The organism is Streptomyces sp. NPDC058741 (assembly GCF_042746715.1).
Lineage (GTDB): Bacteria > Actinomycetota > Actinomycetes > Streptomycetales > Streptomycetaceae > Streptomyces.
In genome coordinates, this window is record NZ_JBHYQH010000004.1 from 11,717 (window position 1) to 24,094 (window position 12,378).

Here is a 12,378-nt window from a genome sequence, read left to right on the forward strand (position 1 = left end):
CCCGGCCCCGGAGCGAGGGCCGCAGCAGGCGTGCGGGGTGGTGAGGGTGATGATCCCTCACCACCCCGCCGCGCTGTCACGGGTGGTGCGCCCCGCCGCCGTCCAGTCGCTGCCCCCGCAGCAGGAACCACGCCGCCCCGGCCGCGGCCAGCAGGACCGCGGCACCCGCTCCGGCCGCCAGGGCCAGTCCGTCGACGAAGGACGCGCGGGCCGCGTCCAGCATCACCCGGGCGCTGTGGGCGGGCATGTGCGCCGCCGCCTCGACCGCCCCGCCCAGCGACTCGCGCGCCGCGGCCGGCGTGCCCGCCGGGCCTGCGAAGTCGCGGTAGACGCCGGTCACGATCGAGCCGAGCACGGCGATCCCCAGGGCCGCGCCGAGTTCGTACGCCGTCTCGGACACGGCGGACGCGGAGCCAGCCCGCTCCTTGGGCACGCTGGAGAGGATGACGTCGGCGGTGACCGTGAACGACAGTCCGGCCCCGGCCCCGACGACCAGCAGCGCGGCTCCCAGCAGCGGATAGCCGGTGGACCGGTCGATCACGGTGAGCACGGCCAGGGCGAGACCGATCGCCGCGAGACCACCGGAGACCGCGGAGCGGACCGAGAAGCGCCTGGCCACGTGCCCCGCGACCAGGCCGGCCACCACCGCACCGAGCGCGGCGGGCAGTTCGGCCAGGCCCGCTTCGAACGGACGCCTGCCCTGCACGAGTTGCAGGTACTGCGAGAGGAAGAACACCAGTCCGGACAGGCCGAGGATGGTCAGCAGGTCGGCCAGCACCGCCCCGCTGAAGCCGCGGTGCCGGAACAGCCGCATGTCCAGCAGCGGGGCGGGGAGCGTCAGCTGGCGGCGGACGAACCCGTACAGGGCGGCCAGGCCCAGCAGGCAGGCGGCCGCGGCGGTCCAGGACGGGCCGTGCGTCGCGGCCTCCTTCACCGCGTACACGACGCCGACCATGCCGACCAGGGACAGCACGACGCTGACCAGGTCCCAGGGGCCGGGCTCCGCGGTGCGCGACTCGGGCAGCAGCCTGCTGCCGACGAGGACCAGGACGGCCATCACGGGCAGGTTGATCAGGAACACGGAGCCCCACCAGAAGTGCTCCAGCAGGAAGCCCCCGACGATCGGTCCCACGGCCGTACCGGCGGAGGCCGTGGCGCCCCAGATGCCGACGGCGAGACTGCGCTCGCGCGGATCGTGGAAGAGGTTGCGGATCAGGGCCAGCGTGGCCGGCATCAGGGTCGCGCCGGCGACACCGAGCAGCGCCCGGGCGACGATCATCGTCCCGGCTGTGCCGGCGTAGGCGTTGAGCACGGAGATCGCGCCGAACGCCGTGGCGCCCACCAGCAGGATCCGCTTGCGGCCGATGCGGTCGCCGAGGCTGCCCATGGAGACGAGCAGACCGGCGATGACGAACGAGTAGACGTCGCCGATCCACAGCAGCTGCGTGCCGGAGGGCTTCAGGTCCTCGCTGATGTAGGGGGTCGCGAGACCGAGGACGGTCGCGTCGACGGCCACCAGCAGCACGGCGAGCACGAGGACGCCGAGCGCGAGCCAGCGGCCCGGGCGCTTCACCGCCTCGGTCGTCGTCGGCTGCAGGGTGCTGGTCATGATTCCTCTCTTCTGAGTGCGCCGCCGAGCAGCAGCTCGACGATCATGTGCGGGAAGTCCCTGGGGGCGCCCTTGCCGCTCTGCACCAGCCAGGCGGCGGAGGCCAGCAGGCCGTAGAGCGCCTCGGTGAGCCAGGCGGGCGTGAGGTCGATGCGGAACTCGCCGTCGAGCTGGCCGCGGCGGAACAGGGCGGAGATCCGGTCGTCGATCTCGGCCCAGCCCGCGTTCTGCTCCTCGCCCTCGAACAGCTGGTTCTCGGTGTAGAGGAACGCCAGGAGTCCGGCGACCGGCTCGACGCGCACGACCAGGCGGCGTACGGCCTCGCTCGCCGCGCCCTCGTCGAGCCGGGCGGCGTCCAGGGCGGCGCGGCACTCCGCGATGCCGAGGGACTCCAGCGCGCGGACCAGGGCGTCCCGTCCGGCGAAGTTCCGGTGCAGGGTGGCGCGGCTGATCCCGGCGGCCCTGGCGACCTCGTCCATGGTCGCGGTGGACTTGCGGGTCAGCAGGGCGGCGGCGGAGCGCAGCACGTGGTCGGGATCGACAGCCATGAGACGATCGTAGCCCATATGAGACATCACTGTCTCACCCTGGGCGTGGATGACTCACGGCTGCCGTGGCCGGCGGGAGAGGTCGCCGGTCAGTGCCAGGGCAGCTGTGCGCGGCGCTCCCAGTAGGCGTGCGGTTCCTCCGCCAGCGCGGCGAGGCGGTCGAGCTGGTCGTCGTCGAGGTCCACGGCGGCGGCGTGCAGGTTCGAGGCGAGCTGGGTGGTGGTCGCGGCGCCGGAGAGGACGACTCCGGCCCAGGGCCGGCGCAGGACGACGGCCAGCGCGACGGCGTCGCAGCCCAGTCCGGTCCGCGCGGCCACGTCCTTCAGCGCGTCCGGGGCGTGCGGGCCCGCCAGCCGGCCGTTGGCCATGCCTTCCTTGACGATCACGGTGAGGCCGGCGTCGTGGGCCTCCGCGAGGGCGGGGGCGGCGGACGTCTCCAGGGCGTTGTACGTGGACTGGACCGTGCGGAACAGGGGCTCGCCGTCGACGGTCACGGCCAGGGCGGCGCGGACGGCGTCCGCCTGGGCGGGGCCGCTGGTGGAGAAGCCGACGGTCAGACCCTGCGCGGCGGCCTCCGCGAGCCGGGCGTGGAGTTCCTTGTCGGTGAGGGCCGGGCTGTCCGGGGTCACCGAGTGGATCTGGTAGAGGTCGAGCCGGTCGCCGAGCAGCGCGTCGCTCTCGGCGCGCTGCCGTTCGTAGGTGGCGAGGGAGTGGTCCTTGACCTCGTGGGTCTCGGCGTCGGTCGACCAGCCGGCGGTGTAGGTGTAGCCCCACTTACTGCCGACGACGATGTCGTCGAGGCCGGGCCTGCTCCCCAGCCAGTCGGCGAGGAACTCCTCGGAGCGGCCGTAGGAGCGGGCCACGTCGAAGTAGCGGACGCCCTGCGCGTAGGCGGCGTCGAGGAGTTCGTGGGTGCGGGTGCGGAGCGTCTCGACGCTGCGGTCCTCCCCGAGGTCCTCGTCCCGGCCGAGGTTGATGTAGCCGGGGCGTCCGACCGCGGCCAGACCGAGACCGATGTGGCAGGTGGGGGTGGTCGCTGCGGCCAGGCGGGCGAAGGGCATCGGGGGCTCCGTTCGGTCGGCTCCGGTTCGGCTCCGGTTCGGCTCCGACCCAACGTAACCCGCGATGCCCTTCGCCTCAGGGCTCGGCCGTTGCGGTGTTTCGGCGGGCGCGGGGCGTCCTCGCTTGTTCGCGCAGTTCCCCGCGCCCCTGGAGGGCGGTTCCCTCAGGCCCGCTTCCGAGCCACTGCCCACGCGTGCTGGGCGGCCACGTCCTGCTTCACCTCGGCCAGCTGGACGGCGACCGCGCCGGGGGCCGTGCCGCCCCGGCCGTCGCGGGAGGCCAGGGCTCCGGGGACGTTGAGGACGGAGCGCACCTCAGGCGTGAGGTGGGCCGAGATCTTGGCGAACTGCTCGTCCGTGAGCCCGTCCAGTTCCTTGCCCTCCGCCTCGGCCGCCTTCACGCACTCGCCCGCGACCTCGTGGGCGACGCGGAACGGGACGCCCTGCTTGACCAGCCACTCGGCGATGTCGGTGGCGAGGGAGAAGCCGGCCGGGGCCAGTTCCTCCATGCGCTCGCGGTGGACCGTGAGGGTGGCCATCATGCCCGTGAAGGCCGGGAGCAGGACCTCCAGCTGGTCGATGGAGTCGAAGACCGGCTCCTTGTCCTCCTGGAGGTCGCGGTTGTAGGCGAGCGGGAGGGCCTTGAGCGTGGCCATCAGGCCCGTCAGGTTGCCGATCAGGCGGCCGGACTTGCCGCGCGCCAGCTCCGCGATGTCCGGGTTCTTCTTCTGCGGCATGATCGACGAGCCCGTCGAGAACGCGTCGTGCAGGGTCACGAAGGAGAACTCCTTCGTGTTCCAGATGATCACCTCCTCGGCGATCCGGGAGAGGTTGACCCCGATCATCGCCGTGATGAACGCGAACTCGGCGACGAAGTCGCGGGAGGCCGTGCCGTCGATGGAGTTGCCGGCGGAGCCGTGCTCGAAGCCGAGGTCCTTGGCGACCGCCTCCGGGTCCAGGCCGAGGGAGGAGCCCGCGAGCGCGCCCGAGCCGTAGGGCGACACGGCCGTGCGGGCGTCCCACTGGCGCAGCCGCTCGGCGTCCCGGGAGAGGGACTGGACGTGGGCCAGGACGTGGTGCGCGAAGAGGACCGGCTGGGCGTGCTGGAGGTGGGTGCGGCCGGGCATGGCCACGTCGGCGTGGGCCTCGGCGAGACCGATCAGCGCGTCCTGGAGCTCGGCGATCAGGCCGCCGATGGTCCGGGCGTGGTCGCGCAGGTACATGCGGAAGAGGGTGGCGACCTGGTCGTTGCGGGAACGGCCGGCGCGCAGCTTGCCGCCGAGGTCGGGGCCGAGGCGCTCCAGGAGGCCGCGTTCCAGGGCGGTGTGGACGTCCTCGTCGGCGATGGTGCCCGTGAAGGAGCCGTCGGCGACGTCCGCCTCCAGCCGGTCGAGACCGGCGAGCATCCGGTCCAGCTCGTCCTCGGTGAGGAGGCCCGCCTTGTGCAGCACGCGCGCGTGGGCACGCGATCCGGCGATGTCGTAGGGCGCGAGCCGCCAGTCGAAGTGGACGGACGCGGAAAGCCTGGCCAGGGCCTCGGCGGGACCGTCGGCGAAACGGCCGCCCCAGAGCCGGACGTCACCGCTGTTGCTGCTCACCTGGTGTGCTCCTCAATGGGTGTGGGTGTGCCCCTGCCTCCCCCGCGGGCGGGCGAGGAGGCGGTCGTCACGCTACTGCCCGCGCGAGGTCCGGCGGGCCGCTCCGGCGGTGGGCACCGGGCTGCGATCGTCGTTTTGCATGAGTATGCAGACCTCCGCATGATTCGTCAATCGCGAAGAGATCTCGGGCTCCATTGAACGCGCGAAACCGCTTACCCGTACCTCTCGCCGAACGCAGGCGCCGCGTTGCACGACCACCACACCCCCGACCCCTAGTGAGGCACCCGCATGTCCAGGGCTCTTCCGAAGTACAACAAGCGTCGCGTCACGCTCATCGGCGGCGCCGCCGCGGTGGCACTGTCCGGCACGGTGATCGCCGGCTTCGCCCTCGCCGGGGAGCCGTCCGGCAGCGGCGCGACGAGCGCCCGGACGCTGGCGGGTCCCGGCACCATCAGCTGCCCGGACGTGACCGGGCAGCTGCCGGAGATCCCCGCCTCCGCCCAGGCGGAGGTCGACCGCAACCTGGCTGACCTGGACAAGCAGATCCAGGAGGCTGACAAGCGCCTGGCCGACACCGTCGGCCAGGGCGGACCCGACTTCGTCCGGAACGCCATCCTCGGCCCGCTGGAGGACAAGCGCGTCGCCGCCCTGAACCGCATCGAGACCGCCATCGGGCGGGCCGCCGCGAAGCCCGAGGGCCTGGAGGCGTTCGCCCCCTGCCGGCTCGACGCCGACGGCGGCGCCGGAGCGGGCGAGGCGGAAGCCGGCGCGGAGGCGGGCGCGGGCGCCGGGGCCGGTGCGGGCGGCGAGGCCGGTGCGGGCGGCGAGGCCGGTGCGGGCGGCGAGGCCGGTGCGGGCGCCGGGGCCGGGGAAGGCGCGGGGAACGCCGGTGCCGGGACGATCGGCTGCCCGGACGTGGCCTCGCAGTTGCCCGCGGTCCCCGCCTCCGCCCAGGCCGAGGTCGACCGCAACCTGGCTGACCTGGACAAGCAGATCCAGGAGGCCGACAAGCGCCTGGCCGACACCGTCGGCCAGGGCGGACCCGACTTCGTCCAGAACGCCATCCTCGGCCCGCTGGAGGACAAGCGCGTCGCCGCGATCAACCGCATCGCCACCGCCATCGGCCGCACGGCCGAGCGTCCCGCCGGCCTGGACTCGCTGGCCGCCTGCACCCTCACCAAGTGAGGTGACAGGCGCCGTGGCCGCCCCGAGTCAGCGCCGGCCGGGGCGGCCACGGACGAGCGGCCCCCGTGCGGGCGGCCGACGGTCACCGGCCTCCCCTGATTCCTCGGACGGCCGAAGGACCCGCGCCCATCATCGTTGGACATGGGAAAGACTCGTGAGCACACAGGCGGCCGGCTCCGCTCGTTCATCGAGGCGCAGCCGGGCTTCCTCACCGCCACCGCTCCCCTGTCCGCCGACAGCAACCTCTCCCCCAAAGGCCTCAAGGGCTCCTTCGCCGTGCTCGACGCCCGTACGGTGGCCTACCTCGACTTCGCCGGCTCCAACGACGAGACCATCGCCCATCTGCGGGAGAACGGACGGATCACCCCGATGTGGTGCGCCTTCCAGGGCCCGCCCAACATCGTCCGCGTGCACGGCCGGGGCGGGCCGGTCTTCCGCGACGAACCCCGTTTCGGGGACCTGCTCGGCCGCTTCCCGGGCATCGGCCCGAGTCCGCACGGACCGCGCGCGATCACCGTCGTCACCGCCGAACTCGTCCGCGACACCTGGGCTACGCGGTGCCCTCGGACGTCCCGTGCGGAGGCGCGGCGCGGGCATCTTCCTCCACGTCGACGGGCGGGGCGCGACGGCAGGTTGCGTGTCCGTGCCCAGGGACGCGATGCGGCGCATCCTCATCTGGGCGCGCCCCGGGCGCGCGCCGCACCTGGCGATCGGGACCAGCGGCGGACGGACGGCCGTCACGCGGTACTGAGCCGCACGGTGAAGGTGGTCGAGCCCGGTCTGCTGTCCAGCTCCACACCGCCGCCGTGCGCCTGCGCCACCGCGGCCACGATCGACAGCCCGAGGCCCGCGCCGCCGCCCACCGCGTCCGCACGGCGGCGGTGCTCCGCCCGGGTGAAGCGTTCGAAGACCCCCGGCTGGACGTCCTCCGGGACGCCCGGGCCGTCGTCGTGCACCCGCAGGACCACCGAGGTCCCCTCGTCCACCAGGGACACCGTCACCTCGGTGCCGTCGGGGGTGTGCTGGCGGGCGTTGGCCAGCAGGTTCGCCAGCACCTGCTGGAGGCGGTGCTCGTCGCCGGTGACCGTGACCGGCTCGCTGGGGAGGTCCAGGGTCCAGCGGTGACCGGGTCCGGCGGCACGGGCGTCGGTGACGGCGTCCAGGACCAGCCGGGTGAGGTCGACGGGGCCACGCTCCAGGGGACGGCCCGCGTCCAGCCGGGCGAGCAGCAGCATCTCGTCGACCATCTCACCCATGCGGCCCGATTCGGCGGCGATGCGCTCGAGGGCCCGGGTGATCTCGGGGGGCACGGGGCCGGGGTGCAGCAGGGCGAGTTCCGCGTGGCCGCGCACCGAGGCGACCGGGGTGCGCAGTTCGTGGCTGGCGTCGGCGGCGAAGCTGCGCAGCCGCTCCTCGCTCGCGTGCCGCCGGACCAGCGCGCCCTCGACATGCCCGAGCATGCGGTTGAAGGCGGCGGCGACCTGGCCCACCTCGCTGCGCGGGTCGGCGTCGGGCGCTCTCGGCGGCAGGGCCACCTCGCCGCTGGCGAGCGGCAGTTCGCTGACCCGGGTGGCGGTGGCGGCGACCCGGCTCAGCGGCCTGAGCGACCAGCGCACCCACAGTGCGCCGGCCACGCCGGTGACGGCGAGGGCCGCGCCGAAGACGCTCGCGGCGACCAGTTCCAGCCGGTGGACGGCGGCCTCGACCGGCTCCAGGGGCAGACCGGTGATCAGGACGTCGCCGTCGGCCCCCGGGGCGGCCGTCACCCGGTAGGCGTCCAGCGCGGAGAGGTCGACGCTGTGCCCCGCGCCGTCCCGCGGGACCGCGCGCAGCTGCGCGCGGTCGCCCGCGGTCAGGGAGACGGCGGTGACGCTGCCGGGCCGGACCACGGCGGCGTCGGTGACCGTCCCGCCGACGAGGCGTGCGCCGAAGGTGCCCGTCGGCTGCCGGCGGGTGTCACCGCGCTCGTCGCCGTCGTGGTCGTCGGGCAGCCGGCCGCCGTGCTCCAGGCTCTCGGGGAAGCGGCTGCCCACCTGGGCCAGCTGCTGGTCGAGCCGGTCGACGAGGAAGCCGTTCAGCTCGACCACGGCGGCCAGCCCGACCGCGGCACAGCTCACCGCGAGCAGCACGACCAGGCCGAGGGTCAGCCGGGCGCGCAGGGTGTGCGGGCGCGGCAGGGGCCGTACGCCCCTCACCGGGCCACCGGCTTGAGCAGGTAACCGGCGCCGCGCACGGTGTGGATCATCGGCTCGCGCCCGGCGTCGATCTTCTTGCGCAGATAGGAGATGTACAGCTCCACGACGTGGGCCCGGCCGCCGAAGTCGTAGGACCAGACCCGGTCGAGGATCTGCGCCTTGCTGAGGACGCGCCGCGGGTTGCGCATCAGGAAGCGGAGCAGTTCGAACTCGGTGGGTGACAGCTCGATCAGCTCTCCCGCGCGGGTGACCTCGTGGGAGTCCTCGTCCATGACCAGGTCGCCGACGGTGAGCCGGGGTCCGTCCTCCGGCTGACGGGCCATGCCGGCGCGGCGCAGCAGTCCGCGGAGCCGGGCGACGACCTCCTCCAGGCTGAAGGGCTTGGTCACGTAGTCGTCGCCGCCCGCCGTGATGCCGGCGATCCGGTCCTCCACCGCGTCCCGCGCCGTCAGGAACAGCACGCAGACGTCCGGCTTCACGGCGTGCAGGGAGCGCAGCACCGCGAAGCCGTCGGTGTCCGGGAGCATCACGTCGAGGACGACCGCGTCCGGCATCAGTTCCCGGGCCCCGGCGACGGCGGAGGAGCCGTCGGCGGCCGCGTGGACCTGCCAGCCCTCGTAGCGCAGGGCGCCGCAGAGCACCTCGGCGAGGTCGGGGTCGTCGTCGACGACGAGGACGCGCAGCGGGCTGCCGTCGGGGCGGGTGAGGGCGGGGCGTCCGGATCTGGTGGTGTTCATCTCCCCTCCAGGATCGCTCCCCGCGCGCGGGAGGACGGGCGGCGACGCTCTGAGTTTCCTCTGAGTCGGGCGGCCGGGGGCCCGTTCAGAGGGTGCTCAGAGGTTGCGGCGGCACAGTGGCGTCCCGGACCGGCGAAAGGACGTGCGGATGACGACCGTGGACGAGCGGAGAACGGCGCAGGCCCCGGGGACGCCCGGGCGGCGCTCCCCCGCGGGCGCCGTGCAGGCGCTGCTGTGGGGTGGGGCGGCGGCGGTGGTCGCCCTGTGGTGGGCGGACACCGGGCAAGTGGTGGGCGCGGCGGGCTGGCTCACCGGGGCCGGGCGCATCAGCGGGCTGCTGTGCGGATACGCCTGCGCGGTGCTCGTGGGGCTGATGGCGCGGGTGCCGGTGCTGGAGCGGCGGATCGGTTCGGACCGGGTGGCCCGCTGGCACGCGAGGGCGGGCCGCTACACGATCGGGCTGCTGCTCGCGCACGTCGTACTGATCCTTCTCGGGTACGCCGCCCAGGACGGCGCCTCGCTCGTGCACGAGACGCTGACGGTGGTCCTGGACTACCCGGACATGCTCAAGGCGACCGCGGGCACGGCCGTGCTCCTCGCGGTCGGTGTCACCTCCGCGCGTGCCGTGCGCCGCCGGACCAGCCACGAGTTCTGGTACCGCGTCCATCTGCTCACCTACGGCGCGGTCTTCCTGGCGTTCTTCCACCAGGTGACCCTCGGCAACGACCTCAGCGGGCATCCCCTGGCCACGGCCGTCTGGTACGCGCTCTACGTGGGTGTCGCGGCCCTGGTGCTGTGGTACCGGATCCTGGTGCCGGTGCGGCTGAACCTGCGGCACCGGCTGCGGGTGGAGTCGGTGCACCCGGAGGCGCCGGGCGTGCACTCCGTCGTCGTGCGGGGACGGCGGCTGGAGGAACTCGGGGCGCGGTCCGGGCAGTTCTTCCGCTGGCGGTTCCTCGGCGCGGGCCTGGGCGGGACGTCGACGCCGTACTCGCTGTCGGCGCCGCCGCGGGGGGACCGGATGCGCATCACGGTCAAGGCGCTGGGCGACCACAGCGCGGCGGTGTCCCGGCTGCGGCCCGGCACCCGGGTGTGGGCGGAGGGACCGTACGGCGCGATGACCGGGGACCGGCGGACCTCGCCGAAGTCGCTGCTGGTCGCCGCCGGCGTCGGCATCACGCCGCTGCGCGCCCTGTTCGAGACGCTGCCCGGCGAGGTCACCCTTGTCTACCGGGCCCGGACCGCCGAGGACCTGGCGCTGGCCGGGGAGCTGGAGGCCATCGCGCACCGGCGCGGCGCGAAGCTGCTGTACGCCCTCAACACCCCGGACGGCCGGCGGCCCGCCCTCACCGCCGGGAACCTGCGCGCGGCCGTTCCCGGCCTGGCCGGTCACGACGTCTACGTGTGCGGCCCGCACGGGTTCGCCCGCGATCTGTACGAGGCGCTGCGCACCGCCGGTGTGCCGGACCGCCGTATCCACCACGAGTCGTTCGAACTGTGAGGCGGCACGCGTGCACCCGTTGAAGAAGGACCGACCGCTGCGCCGGATCGTGCTGGCGAGTGCCGCCACCGTCTCCGGGGTGGTGCTGCTGCTGTCGCTGAAGCCGCACACGCCGCCGGAACCCGCCCTGGCGGTGCCCGTCCCGTCCGCCAGTGCCGGCACGGCGGGCGGGTCCGGGGCCACCGGCACGAAGACCGTCACCGGGGACACGGCGCAGACCCGCTGGGGCCCGGTCCAGGTCCGCATCACCCTGGTGAACGGCCGGATCACCGACGTCACCGCCGTCCGTCACCCGGCGGACAACCCGCGGGACCAGGAGATCAGCCGCTACGCCCTGCCCCGGTTGCGCGCCGAGGCGCTGCAGACCCAGAGCGCGGGCATCGACTCGGTCTCCGGAGCCACCTACACGAGCGACGGTTACCGGCGGTCACTCCAGTCCGCCCTGGACTCGGCGCGCGGCTGAACACACCGGCTTCGGCGCACGTATCTGTGGGCCAAGGGTCAAGTCCCCACGGAGGAACCGTGACCACCACGCTCGCAGGCGGACGTGCCGCCCGCCGCCAGACGATGCGCCGCATCCGCCCGCGCCGCTCCCCGGCCGTACCGCTGCTGACCGCCCTGTGGGCCGGGGCGGCGGCCGTGCTGTGGCTCTGGTGGGACAACACGCCGGCCCTCGCGGACACCGCGAGCAGGATCCTGGCGGCCGGCCGGATCACGGGCCTGCTCGCCGGGTACCTGATGGCGCTGGTGGTGCTGCAGATGGCGCGGGTGCCGGCGCTGGAGCGGCGGGTGGGCACCGACCGGGTGGCGCGCTGGCACGCCATGACCGGCCGCTACACGCTCTGCCTGGTCCTCGCCCACGTCTTCCTCACCATGTGGGGCTACGCCCTGCAGGCGGGCAAGGGGCTCGCCGACGTCGTGCAGCAGACCGTCGACTCCGTCGACCAGCTGCCGGACACGGGCAAGGCCGCCCTCGGCACGGGTCTGCTGGTCGTCATCGGGATCCTGTCGATCGGCGGGGTCCGCCGGCTGATCGGGTACGACACCTGGTACCACGTGCACCTGCTCACCTACGTTGCGGTGTACATGACGTTCTGGCACCAGATCACGAACGGCAACGAGTTCGCCGTGGAACCGGCCGCCAGGACGTTCTGGTACGGGCTGTACGGCGTGGTGACCGCACTGGTCGTCTGGTACCGGATCCTCACCCCGATCCGGCTGAACCTGCGGCACCGGATGCGGGTCGAGGCGGTCATCGAGGAGACTCCGGGCATCGTGTCCGTGCTGATCGGCGGCCGCAGGCTGCACCGCATGGGCGCGGAGGCCGGGCACTTCTTCCGGTGGCGGTTCCTGGCGCCGGGCATGCGCTTCAGCTCCCACCCCTACTCGCTGTCGGCGGCGCCCCGCCCGGACATGCTGCGGATCACCGTGAAGGCGATGGGCGACCACACGTCCCGGCTGCGCGAGCTGACGCCCGGCACCCGGGTCTGGGCGGAGGGCCCGTACGGCGCGATGACCGCGCAGCGCCGCAGCCGCGGCAAGGTGCTTCTGGTGGCGGGCGGCGTGGGGATCACCCCGATGCGGGCGCTGTTCGAGACGCTGCCCGGCGCGTCCGGTGACATCACTCTCCTCTACCGCGCCAACAGCACCCAGGACCTGGCGCTGTGGGGCGAGCTCGCCAGGATCGCCGACGAGCGCGGCGCACGGCTGATGTACGCGGTGAACAGCCCCGACGGGGAGCGTCCCGACATCTCCGCGGAGTCCCTCCGGCGGAAGATCCCGGACATCGGCGACCACGACGTCTTCATGTGCGGGCCGCCCGGCTTCGCGCAGTCGGTCTACGAGGCACTGCGCGGCGCGGGAGTCCCCGCGCGCCGTATTCATCACGAGTCGTTCGAGATGTGAGCGACGGGACACCAACGGCCCTTCAGGAGTCTGGGAAAC

At 73.7% G+C, this 12,378-nt stretch carries 10 protein-coding genes and 2 pseudogenes; 6 read left to right on the forward strand and 6 right to left on the reverse strand.

Going from position 1 to position 12,378, the window contains the following annotated elements; translation table 11 throughout:
* Nucleotides 1–76 precede the first annotated feature (76 nt).
* The 4 genes from ACFW6P_RS04195 to argH all read right to left on the reverse strand — a co-directional run bounded on the left by ACFW6P_RS04195 (nucleotide 77) and on the right by argH (nucleotide 4,816).
* Nucleotides 77–1,609 (reverse strand): MFS transporter, encoded by a 1,533-nt coding sequence (locus ACFW6P_RS04195; RefSeq protein ID WP_386422893.1) that lies wholly within the window; start codon nucleotides 1,607–1,609, stop codon nucleotides 77–79.
* Nucleotides 1,606–2,157: a TetR/AcrR family transcriptional regulator gene (locus ACFW6P_RS04200; protein ID WP_386356328.1), complete on the reverse strand. Its 552-nt coding sequence runs from the start codon at nucleotides 2,155–2,157 to the stop codon at nucleotides 1,606–1,608. The genes ACFW6P_RS04195 and ACFW6P_RS04200 overlap by 4 nt, the downstream gene beginning before the upstream one ends.
* A gap of 89 nt (nucleotides 2,158–2,246) precedes the next feature.
* Nucleotides 2,247–3,218, reverse strand: coding sequence for an aldo/keto reductase (locus tag ACFW6P_RS04205; RefSeq protein WP_386356331.1), 972 nt, complete (start codon nucleotides 3,216–3,218; stop codon nucleotides 2,247–2,249).
* A 164-nt stretch (nucleotides 3,219–3,382) separates the two neighbouring features.
* Entirely contained in the window at nucleotides 3,383–4,816 is a 1,434-nt protein-coding gene (gene argH / locus ACFW6P_RS04210) for an argininosuccinate lyase (protein ID WP_386356334.1), read from the reverse strand.
* A gap of 288 nt (nucleotides 4,817–5,104) precedes the next feature.
* Between argH and ACFW6P_RS04215 the strand changes: the two genes are divergently transcribed.
* The 3 genes and pseudogenes from ACFW6P_RS04215 to ACFW6P_RS04225 form a co-directional block, all read left to right on the forward strand.
* Complete coding sequence (locus ACFW6P_RS04215) at nucleotides 5,105–6,001, forward strand: hypothetical protein (RefSeq protein WP_386422894.1); 897 nt, start codon at nucleotides 5,105–5,107, stop codon at nucleotides 5,999–6,001.
* A gap of 141 nt (nucleotides 6,002–6,142) precedes the next feature.
* A pseudogene (locus ACFW6P_RS04220) lies at nucleotides 6,143–6,564 on the forward strand (pyridoxamine 5'-phosphate oxidase family protein); the annotation flags it as partial.
* 5 nt (nucleotides 6,565–6,569) lie between these two features.
* A pseudogene (locus ACFW6P_RS04225) lies at nucleotides 6,570–6,752 on the forward strand (hypothetical protein); the annotation flags it as partial.
* Here the strand turns inward: ACFW6P_RS04225 and ACFW6P_RS04230 are convergent.
* Nucleotides 6,739–8,196 (reverse strand): sensor histidine kinase, encoded by a 1,458-nt coding sequence (locus ACFW6P_RS04230; RefSeq protein ID WP_386422896.1) that lies wholly within the window; start codon nucleotides 8,194–8,196, stop codon nucleotides 6,739–6,741. The pseudogene ACFW6P_RS04225 and the gene ACFW6P_RS04230 overlap by 14 nt on opposite strands.
* A complete protein-coding gene (locus ACFW6P_RS04235; RefSeq protein ID WP_386359894.1) occupies nucleotides 8,193–8,933 on the reverse strand; it encodes a response regulator transcription factor in 741 nt (246 codons plus the stop codon). Before ACFW6P_RS04235 ends, ACFW6P_RS04230 begins: the two co-directional genes overlap by 4 nt.
* A 148-nt stretch (nucleotides 8,934–9,081) precedes the next feature.
* Here ACFW6P_RS04235 and ACFW6P_RS04240 point away from each other — a divergent pair, with 148 nt between their 5' ends.
* Genes ACFW6P_RS04240 through ACFW6P_RS04250 form a run of 3 tightly spaced genes read left to right on the forward strand, consistent with a single transcriptional unit; the run spans nucleotide 9,082 to nucleotide 12,339 of the window.
* A complete protein-coding gene (locus ACFW6P_RS04240; protein WP_386359897.1) occupies nucleotides 9,082–10,434 on the forward strand; it encodes a ferric reductase-like transmembrane domain-containing protein in 1,353 nt (450 codons plus the stop codon).
* Nucleotides 10,435–10,444: 10 nt separating this feature from the next.
* Complete coding sequence (locus ACFW6P_RS04245; protein ID WP_386422898.1) at nucleotides 10,445–10,897, forward strand: FMN-binding protein; 453 nt, start codon at nucleotides 10,445–10,447, stop codon at nucleotides 10,895–10,897.
* 59 nt (nucleotides 10,898–10,956) lie between these two features.
* Nucleotides 10,957–12,339: a ferric reductase-like transmembrane domain-containing protein gene (locus tag ACFW6P_RS04250; protein WP_386422900.1), complete on the forward strand. Its 1,383-nt coding sequence runs from the start codon at nucleotides 10,957–10,959 to the stop codon at nucleotides 12,337–12,339.
* Nucleotides 12,340–12,378 lie beyond the last annotated feature (39 nt).

Bases quoted from the DNA above. Each gene is read 5' to 3' on its own strand.
- ACFW6P_RS04195 (WP_386422893.1), bottom strand. From the start codon at position 1,609: ATGACCAGCACCCTGCAGCCGACGACGACCGAGGCGGTGAAGCGCCCG.
- ACFW6P_RS04200 (WP_386356328.1), bottom strand. From the start codon at position 2,157: ATGGCTGTCGATCCCGACCACGTGCTGCGCTCCGCCGCCGCCCTGCTG.
- ACFW6P_RS04205 (WP_386356331.1), bottom strand. From the start codon at position 3,218: ATGCCCTTCGCCCGCCTGGCCGCAGCGACCACCCCCACCTGCCACATC.
- ACFW6P_RS04215 (WP_386422894.1), top strand. From the start codon at position 5,105: ATGTCCAGGGCTCTTCCGAAGTACAACAAGCGTCGCGTCACGCTCATC.
- ACFW6P_RS04235 (WP_386359894.1), bottom strand. From the start codon at position 8,933: ATGAACACCACCAGATCCGGACGCCCCGCCCTCACCCGCCCCGACGGC.
- ACFW6P_RS04240 (WP_386359897.1), top strand. From the start codon at position 9,082: ATGACGACCGTGGACGAGCGGAGAACGGCGCAGGCCCCGGGGACGCCC.